Source organism: Bradyrhizobium sp. C9 (genome assembly GCF_002532045.1).
Classification (GTDB): Bacteria; Pseudomonadota; Alphaproteobacteria; order Rhizobiales; family Xanthobacteraceae; genus Bradyrhizobium.
In genome coordinates this window covers 371,766-389,166 of sequence record NZ_NWTG01000006.1, presented here as the reverse complement: position 1 = coordinate 389,166, position 17,401 = coordinate 371,766, and the positions used below count along the sequence as shown (strand labels likewise).

Annotated in this window: 20 protein-coding genes; 10 read left to right on the top strand and 10 right to left on the bottom strand. The window is 63.8% G+C overall.

The annotated features are described in order from the left end of the window. Positions 1 to 272: 272 nt before the first annotated feature. Positions 273 to 1,319 (bottom strand): uroporphyrinogen decarboxylase, encoded by a 1,047-nt coding sequence (gene hemE, locus CO675_RS16740; protein WP_097673017.1) that lies wholly within the window; start codon positions 1,317 to 1,319, stop codon positions 273 to 275. 120 nt (positions 1,320 to 1,439) lie between these two features. Here hemE and CO675_RS16735 point away from each other — a divergent pair, with 120 nt between their 5' ends. Both CO675_RS16735 and CO675_RS41750 read left to right on the top strand, forming a co-directional pair. After that, the gene (locus CO675_RS16735) at positions 1,440 to 1,625 is read left to right on the top strand and encodes a hypothetical protein (RefSeq protein WP_097672975.1); all 186 of its coding nucleotides are present in this window, start codon (positions 1,440 to 1,442) and stop codon (positions 1,623 to 1,625) included. Between the two features lie 29 nt (positions 1,626 to 1,654). Continuing rightward, a complete protein-coding gene (locus CO675_RS41750; RefSeq protein WP_283808108.1) occupies positions 1,655 to 1,789 on the top strand; it encodes a hypothetical protein in 135 nt (44 codons plus the stop codon). A 60-nt stretch (positions 1,790 to 1,849) separates the two neighbouring features. Here CO675_RS41750 and CO675_RS16730 read toward each other — a convergent pair whose 3' ends face one another. The 3 genes from CO675_RS16730 to CO675_RS16720 form a co-directional block, all read right to left on the bottom strand. Then, positions 1,850 to 2,140 (bottom strand): PilZ domain-containing protein, encoded by a 291-nt coding sequence (locus tag CO675_RS16730; RefSeq protein WP_245452783.1) that lies wholly within the window; start codon positions 2,138 to 2,140, stop codon positions 1,850 to 1,852. Between the two features lie 72 nt (positions 2,141 to 2,212). Then, positions 2,213 to 3,871, bottom strand: coding sequence for a pilus assembly protein TadG-related protein (locus tag CO675_RS16725; protein WP_097672973.1), 1,659 nt, complete (start codon positions 3,869 to 3,871; stop codon positions 2,213 to 2,215). A 1-nt stretch (position 3,872) separates the two neighbouring features. After that, positions 3,873 to 4,286, bottom strand: a complete 414-nt coding sequence (locus CO675_RS16720; RefSeq protein WP_097672972.1) for a TadE/TadG family type IV pilus assembly protein — start codon at positions 4,284 to 4,286, stop codon at positions 3,873 to 3,875. Between the two features lie 377 nt (positions 4,287 to 4,663). On the opposite strand from CO675_RS16720, the gene CO675_RS16715 reads away from it, so the two are divergent. Next, positions 4,664 to 5,551, top strand: coding sequence for a LysR family transcriptional regulator (locus CO675_RS16715; RefSeq protein WP_245452782.1), 888 nt, complete (start codon positions 4,664 to 4,666; stop codon positions 5,549 to 5,551). A 30-nt stretch (positions 5,552 to 5,581) separates the two neighbouring features. On the opposite strand, the gene CO675_RS16710 is transcribed toward CO675_RS16715, so the two are convergent. Further along, positions 5,582 to 5,797, bottom strand: a complete 216-nt coding sequence (locus CO675_RS16710) for a SlyX family protein (RefSeq protein ID WP_097672970.1) — start codon at positions 5,795 to 5,797, stop codon at positions 5,582 to 5,584. Continuing rightward, on the bottom strand, positions 5,790 to 6,542 hold the full coding sequence (trhO, locus tag CO675_RS16705) for an oxygen-dependent tRNA uridine(34) hydroxylase TrhO (RefSeq protein WP_097672969.1): 753 nt from the start codon (positions 6,540 to 6,542) through the stop codon (positions 5,790 to 5,792). The genes CO675_RS16710 and trhO overlap by 8 nt, the downstream gene beginning before the upstream one ends. Positions 6,543 to 6,725: 183 nt before the next feature. Here trhO and ggt point away from each other — a divergent pair, with 183 nt between their 5' ends. Genes ggt through CO675_RS16690 form a run of 3 tightly spaced genes read left to right on the top strand, consistent with a single transcriptional unit; the run spans position 6,726 to position 9,841 of the window. Then, entirely contained in the window at positions 6,726 to 8,312 is a 1,587-nt protein-coding gene (ggt, locus tag CO675_RS16700) for a gamma-glutamyltransferase (RefSeq protein WP_097672968.1), read from the top strand. Between the two features lie 34 nt (positions 8,313 to 8,346). Next, the gene (locus CO675_RS16695; protein WP_097672967.1) at positions 8,347 to 8,805 is read left to right on the top strand and encodes an FKBP-type peptidyl-prolyl cis-trans isomerase; all 459 of its coding nucleotides are present in this window, start codon (positions 8,347 to 8,349) and stop codon (positions 8,803 to 8,805) included. A 46-nt stretch (positions 8,806 to 8,851) separates the two neighbouring features. Beyond that, complete coding sequence (locus tag CO675_RS16690; protein ID WP_097672966.1) at positions 8,852 to 9,841, top strand: D-2-hydroxyacid dehydrogenase family protein; 990 nt, start codon at positions 8,852 to 8,854, stop codon at positions 9,839 to 9,841. A gap of 66 nt (positions 9,842 to 9,907) precedes the next feature. Here CO675_RS16690 and CO675_RS16685 read toward each other — a convergent pair whose 3' ends face one another. After that, positions 9,908 to 10,111, bottom strand: a complete 204-nt coding sequence (locus tag CO675_RS16685) for a CsbD family protein (RefSeq protein ID WP_097672965.1) — start codon at positions 10,109 to 10,111, stop codon at positions 9,908 to 9,910. Between the two features lie 145 nt (positions 10,112 to 10,256). Here CO675_RS16685 and CO675_RS16680 point away from each other — a divergent pair, with 145 nt between their 5' ends. Together CO675_RS16680 and CO675_RS16675 are read left to right on the top strand one after the other, a co-directional pair. Further along, entirely contained in the window at positions 10,257 to 10,781 is a 525-nt protein-coding gene (locus tag CO675_RS16680) for a cupin domain-containing protein (protein ID WP_076866333.1), read from the top strand. Between the two features lie 46 nt (positions 10,782 to 10,827). Then, a complete protein-coding gene (locus tag CO675_RS16675; RefSeq protein ID WP_097672964.1) occupies positions 10,828 to 11,565 on the top strand; it encodes an enoyl-CoA hydratase/isomerase family protein in 738 nt (245 codons plus the stop codon). Positions 11,566 to 11,699: 134 nt separating this feature from the next. Here the strand turns inward: CO675_RS16675 and CO675_RS16670 are convergent, their stop codons facing one another. Further along, on the bottom strand, positions 11,700 to 13,226 hold the full coding sequence (locus CO675_RS16670) for an amidohydrolase family protein (protein ID WP_097672963.1): 1,527 nt from the start codon (positions 13,224 to 13,226) through the stop codon (positions 11,700 to 11,702). Between the two features lie 216 nt (positions 13,227 to 13,442). Here CO675_RS16670 and CO675_RS16665 point away from each other — a divergent pair, with 216 nt between their 5' ends. Both CO675_RS16665 and CO675_RS16660 read left to right on the top strand, forming a co-directional pair. After that, the gene (locus tag CO675_RS16665; protein WP_097672962.1) at positions 13,443 to 14,456 is read left to right on the top strand and encodes an alpha/beta hydrolase; all 1,014 of its coding nucleotides are present in this window, start codon (positions 13,443 to 13,445) and stop codon (positions 14,454 to 14,456) included. A 118-nt stretch (positions 14,457 to 14,574) separates the two neighbouring features. Beyond that, entirely contained in the window at positions 14,575 to 14,997 is a 423-nt protein-coding gene (locus tag CO675_RS16660; protein ID WP_097672961.1) for a VOC family protein, read from the top strand. Between the two features lie 8 nt (positions 14,998 to 15,005). On the opposite strand, the gene CO675_RS16655 is transcribed toward CO675_RS16660, so the two are convergent. Together CO675_RS16655 and CO675_RS16650 are read right to left on the bottom strand one after the other, a co-directional pair. After that, positions 15,006 to 16,451, bottom strand: a complete 1,446-nt coding sequence (locus CO675_RS16655) for a sensor histidine kinase (protein ID WP_097673016.1) — start codon at positions 16,449 to 16,451, stop codon at positions 15,006 to 15,008. After that, entirely contained in the window at positions 16,451 to 17,122 is a 672-nt protein-coding gene (locus tag CO675_RS16650; RefSeq protein ID WP_050401724.1) for a response regulator, read from the bottom strand. Before CO675_RS16650 ends, CO675_RS16655 begins: the two co-directional genes overlap by 1 nt. Between the last annotated feature and the right edge of the window lie 279 nt (positions 17,123 to 17,401).

The window sequence follows — 17,401 nt, the reverse complement described above, 5'->3', positions numbered from 1 at the left end:
CCATCTCGCAGCCGCAATGATCTGGATGCAATGAATGTCGATCGGTCCTAGTGCGCAATTGCGCACGGGAGCCGGGACCCATAGCCACCGAAGGTCATTGTTGCACGACGCTGGGGCCACAGCCTTTTCTAACAACCCAACCCTGTGGTTATGGGTCCCGGCGTTCGCCGGGACGACGAGGGGAGAGATTGAGCTGCATCCCCGTCGACCCGTCGAGATGCGCGCAAGAGCGCGCTCCTCAGGGCGACGGTCATGCGGTGGGTTATAGGACCTTAGCCCCTATACGCGCGGACCCGTGCGACCATCTGCTCGACATGGGCGATCGGCGTCTCCTGCAGGATGCCGTGACCGAGATTGAAGATCAGCCGGCCGCTGCCGAAATTCTCCAGCACATCGTCGACCGCGCGGTCGAGTGCGGCGCCGCCGGCGATCAGGGCCAGCGGATCGAGATTGCCCTGCACGGCGACGCGACTTTGCACCCGCTCGCGGATCATCGACGGCTCGGCTGCCCAATCGATCGAGACGGCATCGACGCCGGTCTGCTCGACATAGGCCGGCAGCATGCCCGCCGCGCCGCGCGGAAAGCCGATGATCCTGGCACCGGGGACCTGCTTGCGCACCCCGGCAACGATACGCCGGGTCGGCTCGATCGACCAGCGCGCGAACTCGCGCGGCGGCAGCACGCCGGCCCAGGTGTCGAAGATCTGCAAGCAGTCGGCGCCGGCCTTGAGTTGGCCGACGAGGTAGTGGATCGAGTTCTCGACCAGGACGTCGATGATCTTGGCGAAGGCGTCCGGATGGCGGTAGGCGAGCATCCGCGCCGGCGCCTGGTCCGGCGTGCCCTGTCCAGCCACCATGTAGGTCGCGACCGTCCATGGCGCGCCGCAGAAGCCGATCAGCGTGATCTCGGGCGCGAGCTCGCGCCGGACCCGGCGCAGGGTTTCAAAGACCGGCTCGAGCTGGTCGAAATTGGCCTCGGTAGCCAGCGTCGCGATCTCGGCGGGCGTTGCCAGCGGGTCGAGCCGCGGCCCTTCGCCGGCCTCGAAGCGCACCGAACGGCCGAGCGCGTAGGGGATCACCAGGATGTCCGAGAAGATGATCGCGGCGTCGAAGTTGAACCGGCGGATCGGCTGCAACGTGATCTCGGTGGCGAATTCGGGCGTGAAGCAGAGGTCGAGGAAGCCGCCGGCCTTGGCGCGCAGCTCGCGGTATTCCGGCAGATAGCGGCCGGCCTGCCGCATCATCCAGAGCGGCGGCGCGGCCTGCCGGTGGCCCGACAGGAGGTCGATGAGCGGCTTCTTGATGGCATCCTGGGGCACGCGAAAGTTCCTGATCACGGTCAAATTTGGCCCCTGATACACGCTGCGGCGCAATGGGCCAAGGCGGTTCTGGAACCCCCCTTTGCGCGGGCGCGTTGTCCCAGCGAATGGAGGGACGATATGGCCGAGAAATTCGATCCTGCCCCGCATGACAAGCATGCCGAGAAGCCGCACGAAGCGCAGGCTGCCGACCGCAAGGCGCGCTCCCGGTTGAAGGAGGGACTGGAGGATACCTTCCCGGCCTCCGACCCGGTCAGCGTCACGCAGCCCGCGCCGACGAAGCACGACGGCAATCGGGACAATTAGCTGGTATATCCCAGCGAGCGCTAACCACGATGCGAAATGAGTTCAATCATGCGAGGAACGACTCGCCGCGAAGCGGTGGCTCGAAGCGCACCGCGCCGGTGGCGTGGGGCGCGATCGTCGCGACGGCAATCGCCGTGATCCTGTGGCTGACGCTGCACGCCTGACACGCTTGCGGGCGGCCGCGATCAGCGAAGCCGCCCGCATATCGTGATGCTCGGGACCGGTTAGACCGGGCGGCCTTCGGGGCGCTGCACCCGCTCAAATTCGAACGTCACGCCGAGCCGGCGCTCCAGGCGCCAGACCAGAATGCAGTGCCGGCGGATCGGTTCGCTCTCGATCTCGAGATCGAACGCGAACGGAATGGCTGCGTCGCTTTCCACGGCCAGCCCCGCGCCGCCGGTCGAGATGTTGAGCACAAGACATTCGACGCTGGTGTTGCGGAAGAAGATCGTTCCGCGCTTCATCAGGACGGTTCGTTGGCTGTCGATCTTGTATCTTCTTATTGTTGTACTCACGGCAGTCTCCTACCCCCGATCTTCTCCCACCCCGATGTGATGCCCGTCGCGATCGCTCCCCCGGAGAACGCCCTAATTCACCAATACCGCGCCGTCGCAGCGGATGCCCAGCACCCAGACGTCGACCTGGCCGAGTCCGATGCCGAGCGTCGAAAGCAGCGACGCCAGCACCTGATCGATCGGACTGGTCACGGCACTCAGGATGCTCATGACCAGCGCGCCCAATCCGGGAAGCGGAATGCCGGCGATGGTGAGCGAGAGGTCGCCGAGCAGGCTCGACGTGAGCGAGGTGAGGAAGTTGGTGGTCGTCACCGTCTTCTTCGTCCCTGCCTGGATGTCGCTGTAGCTGAAGTTGACGTTGGTCGGCGTGGTGTTGCCCATGCCGACATGGGCGAGGCCGGTGATCGTGATCCCCAGCACAGTGGCCAGCGTTGCCGGCGGCGGATTTGGCTTGGTCGTGAAGTTGGTCATGTCGGCAACCGTGACGTTGCCGATCCAGGCGTCGACGATCCCCGGCGTCACGCCGATCGTGACCTGCGAGGTGTTGATGTTCGGATGGCCGCAGGACACCGCATTGAGCGTCGCGGTGCCCGAGGCGACCTCGACATAAACCGGCAGATTGATCGAGGCGATGCTGCCGGAGCCGAGAACGTTGACGGTTGCCAGGACTCTCGTCTGCGCGGTGTGCACGCTCACGCCCTGGGTGCCCATCGCGATCCAGCTCGAGCCGACCGGACGCTCGCCGATCGTCGCGATCACGGACACGTTGGCGATGCCGGGCAGGCCGAAATTCACCGAGGTGGCGATCTGATGGCTGCCGTTAGCGATCTGCGCCACCGTGTTGATGAGGTCGAACACCGAGATGCTGGCGCCGACCTTCGGTTTCTGCCCCACCGTGAGGTTGGCGAAGGGACCGAGGTCGATCAGGGTGCCGGGCGAAATCTTGGTTGAGGAGCCGGTGACGGCCTGGGAGATCGTCGACAGCGCGGTCGTCGCCGCGCCCGCGCCGTTGGTGATCTGCTGTGTGGTCAGCGCGGCCGCCATGATATCGCCGACCTTGAGGTTGCTGCTCAGGAGGTCGCTGTAGGTGACGCCGGTCAGGTTGACCCGGGTCGCCAGCGCCGACAGGAAGTCGAGGGCGTCGATCTTGGCGCTGATCAGCGAATTGTAGTCCATCACCGACAGCGACAGCGTGGTGCCGAGCATCGAGCCGAGCAGCGCGTTGATCGCGCCGCCATTGACCGACAGCAGCCGCGAGCCGATCTCGAACGAGGCCATTTCGGTCGATGTCGCGGTCGCGGTCGTCGTGATGTTGAAGCTGCTCGCGCCGGTGATGTAGCGCGCGAAATAGAGCGGGGTCTTGGTCGTCAACGTGACGCGCGCGGCGTTCGGAATGCCGACCGCCGGGGTCACGAAGCGGGACTGTGGCGCGACCGCGCTGTTTGCGGTGTAGGTCCCGGTCTCGACCTTGACCAGCGCGCTGGCCGGATAATTGTTCTGCGTCACCGTCGCGGAGGCGGCGTTGACCGGATTGCTCAGATTGGCGGCGGCGACGATCGCGGCGAGGTCGGCGGTGCTCTGGGTCTTGCGCCGGTCGGCGAAGATCGTGCCGAGATCGATGGCAAGCCCGGCGCACCCGATCAGGAGCGTCATCAGGCCGGCCGAGATCATCGCGAAGTTTCCTCGTTCGTCGGCGCCGAAGCGCCGCATCAGCATGAGGATGCCGCTCATGCTAGAATCCCCCGTACTGGATCGCTGCGGAGCGGACGATGGTGCTCGCCGGCGCCGGGACGAAAGGCAGCTTGTAGATGAAGTTGCCGGCCGCGTTGTAGTTGACCGTCACGACGTAGACGTTGGCGTTCAAAGGGGACGGCGCGGCATTGACGGTGAGATTGCTGGCGACCAGCAGCGGGTAGGTCGATGCGTTGGCGGTGACGTAGCTCGTCGCAAGGCTGTTGCGCTCGGTGTCGGTCATTCCGGCGATCGACGACCGCGCCGCTTCGGCGGCGAGTTGCTGCACGCCATGCACCATCGCAAGATACGAACCGAATACAATGATGCCGAAAATGAATGCAAGAAACAGCGGCAGCATCAGCGCAAATTCGACAGCAGAAGCGCCGCTACGACAGCGAAAGAACCTGGTCATGGCACACCTCGAAACGCAAACTAGGGCGCTACGTTGCGATGCCTTTGATTAAGGAAAACTATGAAAACGCTTCCGCGAATCAGTGACGTCAATTCAGACTTATCGGGTCAGTAATGCGTAATGGGGCGATCAGAATCTTTGATGCGATCCCCGCAAAAACCCGGAGTTCGGTCCGGTTGAGGTGCTGCGGCGTGTTGAGATGCTGTTGTGGGATACCGTGACATGCGGAGTAATGCACGTAACAATACATATGGCCTGCAATATCAGTGCCTTGGCGGCAATTGTGCCTAAACGAAAGTGCAACCAAATGTTAGTATAGCCTGGTCACATACTGTGGAGATTGGAACTGCGTCCGTGCTGAGATTGGAGTGCTCGCGATGCATAGACCGCGTCAGCATTTGAATATTCCTACAGAAATTGTTCGCACCGTCGTCGCAATCGCGGAGACGGGAAGTCTATCGAAGGCCGGCGAGCGTCTCGGCCTCAGTCAGCCGGCGATCAGTTCGCAGGTCAAGCGACTGCAGAGCCTGGTCGGCGGCGCGCTCTTCGTCAGAACGGCGAACGGCACCACGACGACGGAGCTCGGCAAGGTTGCCGTGCAGCAGGCAAGGCGAATCCTCGAAGCGAACGACCAACTGCTTCGGCTCGGCGGCAATCACGAAGGACCGCAGCCGTTGCGGCTCGGAATGAGCACGATGCTCGCCGAGGAATTCCTCAAGCTGCATCCGGCCGACGCACTCGCCGACGTGCTGGTTCACGCCGACATGTCGCCGATCGTCATCAGGGGATTGATCGACGGCTACATCGACATCGCCTTCGTCTACAGCAATCCTTCGCTGGAGAACGAAGACGACGTGACGATCGCCGCCGAGGCCGACGAGCGCTCGGTTTGGGTACGATCACGCGATTTTGTTCTGCGGCCGGGCGCCCCGATCCCGATCCTGGCGTGGCCGGGTGACGACTGGATGATCCGGACGCTCACCAAGCACAACATCTCGTACAAGATCGTGTTCAGGAGCCCGAACCACCAGCTGCGACTGGAAGCCGCACGGGCTGGATACGGCCTGACGGCGTGCCCCGAGCGGATGATCCCATCCTCGCTGATCTCGGCGAAGGACTATTATCTTCCTGAGCTTCCGCTGCAGAAGCGCATGCTGTGTGTTCGCCCGGGCCTCGAGGGAAGCCGAGCGACGGCGATGGTGCAGCGGTTGTCCAGCCTGTTCTTCAGCGGCGCGAAGCCGATGCGTCAGGTGAGCAACATGTAATCCGGCGCCGCCGGGCTCCGGCGGCATCGATCAGTAGTGCGGTGGGCGCTCGTTGGCGGGGCCCGGCGCCTGGCGTTCGGTCTCCTGAAGCCGGTCGCGCAGCTCGGCGAGCTGGCGCGTCAGCGCGTCGATCTGCTTCCATTGGGCCGTGATGGTCTGGTTCAGCGTCTCGATGGCGTCATCCTGGTAGGTCAGGCGGACCTCCAGCGCATCGATTCGCTCGCTCAGCTTTGCCGCGTCATTCATGCACGGCGTCCTCGTGCCCACGCTCGCGCAGGCCGTGGCCGAGCGCGACCCGTTCGTCGAACACGAAGCAGTCGCCGCGCCAGCGGCTGTCCTGCCGCGGCGTTTCCTCGAGATATTTCAGGATGCCGCCCTTGAGGTGATAGACCTCGCTGAAGCCTTGCGCGAGCAGATAGGCGCTGGCCTTCTCGCAGCGGATGCCGCCGGTGCAGAACATTGCGATCCTGCGGTGCTTCGCCGGATCGAGCTGCCGCGCGGCAAATTCCTTGAACTGTCCGAAGCTCGCGATCTTGGGATCGACCGCGCCTTCGAAACTGCCCATCGCGACCTCGAACGCGTTGCGGGTGTCGAGCACCATGATGTCGGGCGAGGCGATGAGTGCGTTCCAGTCGCCGGCGTCGACATAGGTGCCGACCTGCCGCGTCGGATCGACAGTGGTGTCGCCGAGCGTCACGATCTCCTTCTTCAGCCGCACCTTGAGCCGCTGGAACGGCATCTGCGCGGCTTCGGAGAATTTCAGCTCGAGATTGTCGAGGCGGCCGCCGAACAGCGGTCCGTGCTCAAGCTCAGCGACGAAGCCGTCGATGGCTTTGTCGCTGCCGGCGATGGTGCCGTTGATACCCTCATGCGCGAGCAGCACGCTGCCCTTGAGATCAAGGTTGGTGCAGAGCGCGCGCAGCGGCTCGCGCAGGGCGCGGAAGTCAGGCAGTGCGGCGAACTGATAGAAGGCAGCGACCTTGAGGGGCATGGCCGGGGTTTATCAGGCCTGCCAGATCGGCGAAACCCCGCAAAGCCATGCATTATCGGGATAATTCCTCTGGCATACCATGCATTGCCCTGCCGGGGACGAATGTGCCATGTACTCCGCATCCCCTTGGCATCCATCCGCCGCAGCAGCATCAGACCATCACGATCAAGCGAGCTCTCCGTTATGAGGAATTTCCACTTCGCCGGCCGTTCCACGGTCCACGCCCAGAACGCGATGGTCGCAACGTCGCATCCGGAGGCGGCACTGGTGGCCATCGAGGTGATGCGCGCGGGCGGCACGGCCGCCGACGCTGCGGTTGCGGCCTGCGCGCTGCTCGGCGTCATCGAGCCGCAATCGACCGGTATCGGCGGCGACTGCTTTGCGCTGATCCAGCCGAAGGGCGAGGGCAAGATCACGGCCTATAACGGCAGCGGCCGGGCGCCGATGGCGGCCACTGCCGAGTGGTATCTCGAACGCAAGATCCATTCGGTGCCGCTGACCTCGGCGCATGCCGTCAGCATTCCCGGCGCGATCGACGCCTGGGACGTGATCCTCCGGGATCACGGCAAGTTCGGCTTCGACCGCCTGCTGCAGCCCGCAATCAAGGCCGCCGAGGAGGGCTATGTCGTCGCTCCGCGCATCGCCTTCGACTGGAAGAACGGTTTCGAGAAGCTGAAGAACGGCACCAACACCGAACGCTATCTGCTGCCGCACGGCAAGCCTGCGGTCGCCGGCGACGTGATCCGCCAGCCCGAGCTCGGCAAGACGCTGCGCGCCATCGCGCAAAAGGGCCGCGACGCCTTCTACAGCGGCGAGATCGCCGCCGACATGGTCGACACCCTGCGCGGCATCGGCGGCCTGCACACGCTGGAGGACTTTGCGGCGCATTCGACCGAGACGACCGCGCCGATCGGCACGATGTACAAGGGCTACGACGTCTGGCAGTGCCCGCCGAACGGCCCCGGCATCACCATGCTGGTCATGCTCAACATCCTGTCGCGCTTCGACCTGACCAAGTTCAAGCCGCTCAGCATCGAGCGCTTCCACCTCGAGGCCGAGGCCGCACGCATCGCCTACATGATGCGCGAGCAGCATATCGGCGATCCCCAGCACGCCCATGTCGACGTCGCCGGTATCCTCTCCAAGGAGTTCGCCGACGAGCACATCAAGAACATCCGGATGGACCGGCTGCTCGAGTTGCCGAACGTGGCGCCGCCGATGAATCCCTCGACCGTCTACATCACGGTGGTCGACAAGGATCGCAACGTCTGCTCCTTCATCAACTCGATCGCGCACTCGTTCGGCTCGGCGATCGTCTCCAACAAGACCGGCGTCCTGCTGCAGAACCGCGCCGGCGGCTTCCGCATCCAGCCCGGCCATCCGAACTGCATCGCGCCGGGCAAGCGTCCGCTGCACACCATCATCCCGGCGCTGGCCACAAAGAACGGCCGCGCGGTGATGCCGTATGGCGTGATGGGCGGGCAGTATCAGCCGGTCGGCCAGACCCGCGTGCTGACCAACATGCTCGACTATGGCTGCGACATTCAGGAGGCGATCGACATGCCCCGCGGCCTGCATTACGAGGGCGTCTACCAGCTCGAGGACAGCGTGCCGGCCGAGATCGTCGAAGGCCTGAAGAAGATCGGTCACAAGACCACCAGCGTGGTCGCGCCGCTCGGCGGCGGCCAGGGCATCTGGATCGATTGGGAGAAGGGCACGCTGACCGGCGGCTCCGATCCGCGCAAGGACGGTTGCGCGCTCGGCTACTGATCGGATCGACATCAATCAAGGAAGGACGTCCCAGATGCAATCTTCACGACGCACGATCATCACGACTGCATTCGCCGGCCTTGCGGCGGCAGTCTCCACGTCCGTTGCCGGCAGGACGGCAATGGCCCAAACCGCAGGAAAGCCCATGACCACTGCTTCAGGCCTCCAGATCATCGACAGCAAGGTCGGCACCGGCGCCTCGCCGAAGACAGGCCAGACCTGCGTGATGCACTATACCGGCTGGCTCTACGAGAACGGCCAGAAGGGCAAGAAATTCGACTCTTCCGTCGACCGCAACGAGCCGTTCGAATTTCCGATCGGCCAGGGTCACGTGATCAAGGGCTGGGACGAGGGCGTCGCCACCATGAAGGTCGGCGGCAAGCGCACGCTGATCATTCCGCCGAACCTCGGCTACGGCGCGCGCGGCGCCGGCGGCGTGATCCCGCCGAACGCCACGCTGATGTTCGACGTCGACCTGCTCGGCGTGAAATGACCTGATGGCCGTCAACTAACCGGCCCATGACAAGAGGGGCGCAGCGATGAAGATCTCGATCCTCGACGATTATTTCGACACGCTGCGCACCCTCGATTGCTTCCGCAAGCTCGACGGCTACGACGTCACGATCTGGAACGATCATGTCCAGGACGTCGACGCGCTCGCCGAGCGGCTGCGCGACACGGAGGCGCTGGTGCTGATCCGCGAGCGCACCCAGATCCGCACCCCGCTGCTGGAGCGGCTGCCGAAATTGAAGCTGATCAGCCAGCGCAGCGTCTATCCGCATATCGACATCGACACCTGCACGCGGCTCGGCATCATCGTGTCGTCGGGCCAGCATGCCGATACGCCGTCCTACGCCACTGCCGAATTCACCTGGGGCCTGATCCTCGCGGCGATGCGTGCGATCCCGCAACAAATGGCGGCGCTGAAGGCCGGCAAATGGCAAATCGGCGTCGGCCATACGTTGCGCGGCAAGACGCTCGGCATCTACGGCTACGGCCGCATCGGCGCCGTGGTCGCGGGCTACGGCAAAGCGTTCGGCATGAACGTGCTGGTCTGGGCGCGCGAGGCAGCGCTGGCCAAGGCGCGCGCCGACGGTTACGAGACCGCCGCCAGCAAGGCCGATTTCTTTGCCCGCTGCGACGTGCTGTCGCTGCATATGCGACTGGTCGACGCAACACGCGGAATCGTCAAGGCGGAAGACCTCGCGCGGATGAAAGATGTCGCGCTGATCGTCAACACCAGCCGCGCGCCGCTGATCGAGCCGGGCGCACTGGTCAATGCGCTGCGCGCCGGCCGGCCCGGCATGGCCGCGGTCGACGTCTACGAGAAGGAGCCGCTGCGCGACACGTCGGATCCGCTGCTCAACATGGACAATGTGGTCTGCACACCGCATCTCGGCTACGTCTCGCGCGACGAATACGAGATCCAGTTCACCGATATCTTCGATCAGATCGTGGCTTACGCTGCCGGAACGCCGACTAATGTCGTCAATCCGGATGTGCTGGCACATCCGCGCCCGCGCAGCTGACCATCGTCGCTCATGCTCCAACGGCAGGCCTGATGGGCCGGCCGCCTCATCTATCGCTCAGCGAGGCTAGTGGGCTGCGGTCGCCCTCTTGACTGCATGTCTGACCATCGTCTTGGCGCCGCCGAGTGCCTTCTGTCCCTTGCCCTTGACTTCCTGGATCGCGCCTCTGCCTTGCATAGCCAGAGAACCAGTGGCCTTGCCGAGACGCCGCTTGACCTTGCCAATCGCCTCGTTGGCCGTGCCCTTGATCTTGTCGGTCGCGCTACCCATGAATTACTCCTTCAAAATGCGCAGACCCAACGCGCCGGGACATGGCTATGTTCCGATTTGGCAATGTTCCCATTTTGCGCTCGCCTGCACGTCAGCTTTTCGGTAGCGTTCCACGCGCGAAACTTGACCAACGAAAGCAAGAACGATGAGCGGTTCCCACGATCACACCCATTCTCACGACCATGATCACCATCATCACGACGACGAGCGCTGGAAGCACGACGGCGTCCGGGTGATTCCGGGCAACCAACTCGATCCGAACGTGCCGTCGACCGCCGGCATGGACCGCAAGGCCGCGATCAATTTCGCCCGGGTCGGCGCGCAGAAATTGTGGGCCGGCACCGTCAGCATCAAGCCGGACGCCAAGACCGGCGCGCATCACCACGGCCATCTCGAAAGCATCATCTATGTCGTGAAGGGCAAAGCGCGGATGCGCTGGGGCGAGAAGCTGCAGTTCACCGCCGAAGCCGGTCCCGGCGATTTCATCTTCGTGCCGCCCTACGTGCCGCACCAGGAGATCAACGCCAGTCCTGACGAGGTGCTGGAATGCGTGCTGGTGCGTTCCGACGGCGAGGCGGTCGCGATCAACCTCGACATCGAGCCGGTCGAGAAGCCGGAGAACGTGCTCTGGGTCGATCCGGTGCACCGGCATCCCGACGAGAAGAAATAACGTCGCAGCCGCGACGAAAGACAACAACAAGAGCAGGGAGGCCAGCATGACGCTCGTTCGTTACGAGAGCGCCGACCACGTCGCGACCATCACGATGGCACGCAGCGACAAGCACAACGCGCTCAACAACGCGTTGTGTACCGAGCTGCGTGACGCCTGGCTGCGGTTTCGGGACAGCGACGATCGTGTCGCGGTGCTGGCTTCGTCGGAGGAAAAGTATTTCTCGGTCGGCGCCGATGTTGGCGATCTCCCCGCCAACATGTGGCACGCCGTGCCTGGCCTCGGCGTCGAGCTTGACAAGCCGGTGATAGCAGCGACATCCGGCTGGGTCGTGGGTGGCGCCTTCGTGCTGGTCCAGATGGCCGATCTGTGTGTGGCGTCGGAGACGACACGCTTTATCTACCCCGAGGGAAAGATCGGCACCACCGCAGGCGGCGTCTCATCGGCGATGGCGCGGATGCCGCACAAGATCGCGATGGAGTTTCTGCTGGTCGGCGACGAAATGTCGGCGGAACGCGCTTTCCAGATCGGCTTCGTCAACAAGGTCGCGCCGAAAGGTCAGCACCTCGCGCTGGCGCAGGAGATGGCTGCGAAGATCGCCGGCAATGCCCCGCTGGTGGTCCGCGCGCTGAAGAAGCTGGCCCGCGAGGCGATGCCGAAGGGACCTCTCGAAACCGTCGCCGACGCGCGGCGATTGCTCGATGAGGTCAGGGACAGCGAGGATCTCAAGGAGGGTGTGAAGGCCTTCGCCGAGAAGCGGAAGCCGAAGTTTACGGGAAGGTAGCGCAGTCATTGCGAGGAGCCAACGGGTCGCGCGAACGCGCGCCCGATGACAGGCTCGGCGACGAAGCAATGCATCTCTCCGGTGCGCGGCGCGATGGATTGCTTCGCTTCGCTCGCAATGACGGCGTCTAATGACTACACAAACACCCGGTGATCGATCGGCCCGTTCGGCACCACATAGCCGTAGCGCGTGTTCGACGGCTCCACGCCGGCCTTCTCATACTGCGCCTTCATCATCGCGAAGCGGTCGCCCCTGATGTCGAGCATCGCACGCTTCGGCTGGATGTTGTAGAGCCGGGCATTGTTGTCGCCGAAGATCGCGGTCTTCACCGGTCCGTCGGCGGGCCCGAGCGGCGCGTAGCCGAACTTCTTCTGCATCATCTCGGGGATCTCCAGCCGCCGCAGGCCCTCGATCTGCCATTGCGGCGCGCCGGTCCACAGCGCGTCGGTGCCCCAGCAAACGTGGTCGACGCCGAGACCCTTGATCAGGGTGCCCATCAGCGCGGCGCAGACATTCGGTTCGGCGACCAGCGTGGTCGCGAACAATTGCCCGACATCGCCGTAGACATTGTTGACGCCATATTGCGCCGGAATGTCGGCGAGGTCACTGGTCCAGGCGATGCGGCCAGTGCGCTCGAATTCGGCCAGCGCCACCTTGGGGTCGCCGCCGACATGGCGATAGGCCGAGTGATAGATGATGAAGTTGAGCTGCGGCCAGTCCTTGGCCGCCTGGCCGACATCGGCGACGTCGGCGAAGCCACGCAAATTCGGATACTGCTTCTCGATCCCGGGCGGGAACAGTCCCTTGTGCACGCAGACATTCTTGATGCCTGCCTTGACCATCTTCTCGTAGCCCTTGTAGGCGACCTTCTCGTCGTCCAGCCGCCAGGGATAGCGGCTGATCTCCTTGTGGGTGTTGTCGCCGATCGTGTAGCCCTTACAGGATTCCGGCTTTAGCGCCAGCGCGGCATCGAGCTTGTCGAGCCAGCCGGGCTGGCCGGGCGTGAAGATCGCGTGGCAGAATACGCGGCGCGAGCCGGCCTCGCCGTTCATTTTCTTGCGCGCATCGGCCATCTGCTCGTTGGTCAGGAACCAGTCCTGCTCGATGTCCGACGGCGCCGAGGAGATCAGCGCGATCTTGGTGTCGGAATCGAGAAACATCTCCTTCTTGTAGTTGTTGAACTTCAGATCCTCGATGGTCTGCTCGTGATCGTTGAGCTCCCGGTTCCAGCCGGCCTTGCCAACCGCCTTGCGCATTTCCACGAAGCCCATGATGCGGGTGTCGTCGCGCAGGAAATGCGTGTGCATGTCCATGATGAACTGATCTTTTAGTCCGTTGGCGCGCTCTTGCGCCATCGCGGGCGTCGCAGCCTCGGCCGGCGTCACGTCGAACAGCTCGCCATAGACCTGGTTCATTGCGACAAAGGAGGCGGCCATGCCAGCCGCGGTCTGGAAGAATCTTCGGCGATCGAGGCCCTGCTTGCCGCCGAGATCGTCGGCCATCGCCAGCAGGCGTGCCTCGACCTCGCGCTGCCGTTCGTTCTGGGGGTCGGGATAGAACTCGTCGCTGGAGACGATCTGGGTCGGGATCGGCGTCTGGTACTGGCACAGTTCGGAGGGCATCAAGGCGGCAAGTTCTTCGTCGGTGAGATTGCTGCTCATTCTTCGCTCCCGCATCGCGCCGGATTTTTCCGATCGGACCGCGGCGGAGACTAGGTCCAAGTCCGTCCGTCGTCCGCGCCGATTGCCGGTATCAGCGTTCACAAAATCGTGCATCGCAGCCGCGGACGCGAGAGGCCGGCTTCGCACAACCGGTCCTGTGCGCTGCTATGCTCGATAGCACCGGATCGGACGAAGAAATCCGGAAGGGAGCGAAGCATGTCAGCAGATCATTCGCGGCGCACCATCATCACAGGCATCGGCGTTGCGACGGCAGCCGGCGTGCTCGGCGCGACGCCGGCGCAGGCTGCGACCGCAGTTCCTGCCGAGGGAGAAATATGGAGCAACGAATACTGGGCCAAGAAGGGTGACATTCCGCTGTGGATGTTCCGCAAGCGGATCGGCGCGCCGAAACCGGGCGAGCCGGCGCGGCCTGTGGTGTTCTTCGTCCACGGCTCGTCGGTGACGTCGAGGGCGTTCGACCTCACGGTGCCGGGCAAGGGCGAGTATTCGCTGCTCAATGTCTTTGCGCGCTACGGCTTCGATTGCTGGACCATGGATCACGAGAACTACGGCAAGTCGGGCCGCACCTCGGGCAACGCGGATATCGCAAGCGGCGTCGAGGATCTGAAGGCGGCGGTCGAGGTGATCGCGCGCGAGACCGGCGAGAAGCGATATCACTTCATCGGCGAATCCTCCGGCGCGTTGCGGGCAGGCGCCTTCGCGATGGCCGAGCCCGAGCGCATCGATCGCCTGGTGTTCGCCGCCTTCACCTACAAGGGCGAGGGCTCGCCGACACTGGCGAAGCGCGCCGAGCAGCTTGCCTATTACCGCAGCCACAACATGCGCAAACGCGACCGCGACATGATCCGCTCGATCGCGACCCGCGACAGGCCCGGCACGTCGGACCCCGCCGTGATGGAAGCGTTGGCCGATGTCGAGATGCAGTTCGGCGACCAGATCCCGACCGGCACCTATCTCGACATGACCGCCAATCTGCCGGTGGTGCATCCGGAGAAGGTGTTGGCGCCGGTGCTGCTGGTCCGCGGCGAGTATGACGGGATCGCGTCGGTCCCCGACCTCGAGGAGTTCTTCAACAGACTGCCGAATGGCGACCGGCAGTTCATCATCCTGCCCGGTACCGCCCATTCGGTGGCGCTGGCCACCAATCGCGAACTGTTCTGGCATGTGACGCGGGCATTCTTGACGATGCCGACGCCGATCGTGACCTAGGCGGCCTGCGGCAGGACGTCGCAAGAAAAATCTGCGCGGCGATGTCGGGATCCGGCTATGCGGTTCGTCCTCGGGGCACAACCCCGCCAACAGGAGTTCTTTCGTGGCCAATCCCAAAATGATCTTCGTCAACCTGCCGGTCAGCAATCTCGCCCATGCCACTACTTTCTATGAGGCGATCGGCGCGACCAGGAATCCGCAATTTTCCGACGAGACTGCGTCCTGCATGGTGATCTCCGATACCATTTTCGTCATGCTGCTGACCCACGATAAGTTCCGGCAGTTCACGTCGAAGAAGATCGCCGACGCCAAGACGACGAGCGAAGTGCTGGTCTGTCTCTCCGCCGACAACCGCGACGCCGTCGACGGCTATGTGACCAAGGCTACGGGCGCGGGCGGCAGCGCCGATCCGTCGCCGAAGCAGGATTTCGGCTTCATGTACGGCCGCAGCTTCGAGGATCCCGATGGGCACATCTGGGAAGTGATGTGGATGGACCTCGAGGCCGCAACGAAGGCGCAGGCCGCCGCGGCCACCGCCTGAGGATCACTTCACGCTGCCGAAATGCCGTCCGGCCGGGCTTCGGTCATGGTTTGGACGGCTTTTCTCCCCTGAGGCAGGTCGGCTTGCCGGCAGCCGGCGACCGGAAAGTTAAGCTCGACCGTGGTGCCGCCGCCGGGCGTCTCGCAGAGGGAAACGGTGCCGCCGTGGGTGGTCATCACCTGGGAGACGATCGAAAGTCCTAACCCTGTTCCTTCCGCGCCGGTGTTGCCGCGCTTGAAGGGCTCAAGCAGCAGTTCGGGCTGACCGAGTTGGAGTCCCGATCCGTAGTCAATCACGCTCAGCCGCGCGGGTGCTCCGACCTCGATGAGGACGGAGCCGCCTGTGCCGCCGTGAGTCACGGCGTTTCGGATCAGGTTCGAGAGCGCGACGGCGATCGCGGTTTCCGAGCCGCGTACCCAGATCGGGTGACGAGGCTCGATGAACTCGACATCGCTTCCGTTCTTCAACGCCATCGGCACGTGTTCGGCCGCAACCTTGCGTGCAAGCGCCGCAAGGTCCATTTCGATCAGTTCGGCAGGTTCGGCGGAGATGCGCGCCAGTTGGAGCAGCATGGTGACGATCGACGACAGCTTCTGGTTCTCGGCGATCAGCCTCGCACGCAATGGAGCGTCCTCGACCTGCTCGAGTATGGTGCGCGCATTGGTCAAGGGCGTACGCAACTCGTGTGCAGCATTCGACAGGAAGTTTCGTTGCGATTTCGAAGCGACGTCTATTCGCGATAGCGCGCGATTGAAAGCCGCGACGAGAGGCAGGAGCTCGGCCGGCGCATCCTGTTCCGGCAGTCGGCGACCATCCGAAACCCCATCGATCATCTCGGCGGCCGCAGCGACGGCCCGGACGGGACGTGCGATCAACGTCGGCACGAAAACCATCGCGGTAAACGCCGTCGCCGCCAGGACGAGGATAATGGGGAGCGCGACGATCGTCGCATCGGTGAGCATTCCGGTCGTTAGTTGCGCTGCCGTATAGGCCACACCACCGGTTTCAATCCACACTTCACCCACAGGCGTATTTCGGACCGCCGACATCTTCTTCAGATTGGTGGTTTCCCCGTCAAACGCGTAGGCGAGGAAACTCGTCCCGTCACGCGATGTCTGGGTCTTTTGCGGACGCCACTTCGGGACTGGGCCGTAGCTGACCTCTCCACTCTTGTCGGACACGACATACCAGAATGTCGGGAATTCGCGGGTGATCTCGTCCAGCCTCGAGGTCCGCTTGAGCGCCAGTTGCCCGGTCTCGTTGCGGATGACGGCTTCCTTCAATGCATCGGCGACGTCGGCGGCGGCCCAGGTGCCGTCATCGTCACCGCCAAATCGGATCAGCAGCGCTGCCGCGCAGAGCAGCATGATGGTCGTCACGGCGCCGATCAGCGTCGCGGACAGCACCGCGATCGAGCGATGGACGCGCTTGAGCCTTTGCCACTGCAAAATCATCATTCACCACTCAAGAGATATCCGAGGCCACGGACCGGTTTGATGACGACCTTGCAGTTGGCCGCGCGCAGACGCCGGCGTAGCCGCGAAACGTGGGCCTCGATGGCGTTTGATTGAATCTCGTCGTCAAAGCTGTAAGCGGCAACTTCAAGGGTCTCGCGCAGGACGACGCGCCCGATGCGCCGGACCATCGCTTCCAGAATCGCCAGTTCACGCCGCGGGACGACAATTGGCGCGTGATCGACGCAGACCTCGCGATTGAGCACGTCGTAGCTCAGATTGCCGATGCGAACGATCGCCCCTCGATCGAGAAACAGACGTCGCAGCACCGCCTTGGCTCGGGCAATCAGCTCGATCGGCTCGAAGGGCTTGGCCACGTAGTCGTCCGCCCCGTCGTCGAGGGCGCGCGCAATATCGAGGGGGTCGTCAAGCGCCGTCAGCACGATCGTCGCGGGGCTCGGCTTTTGCTGCTTCAGGTCGCGCAGCAAGGCCAGACCGTCGCCATCCGGCAGTCCACGGTCGATCACGACGAGTTCGAAGCTTCGCACGGCGACTGCAGCGCGCCCCTCCTCGAGCGTCGTGACCATGTCGGATGCGCCGAAGGCCGTAGCCAAGGTATCCCGCAGCCATGGCCCAAGCTGCGGGTCATCCTCCACGACCAGAACTCGCACCGCGTTCTCCCAAGTGTAAACCAATGTTTCTACCATTACAGACGGATTACAATAGGATTACGGCCGGGAAGAAAGCCGCGGTGTCCATACGAACGCATTGATGTAATTGACATTTTCACGGGGCTCGACCGGCCATCCGGGAATGGCAGCGGTGATCGGATCGGTACCTGACAGAGGCCGGTCCGAAAGACTCAATCAGGGGCGCCGCACCGGCGGGCGCGCTGGCGCTCCGTGGCCGATCGGCGTCACGACAGCAAGCGAGCTTTCGCATGCGCATCC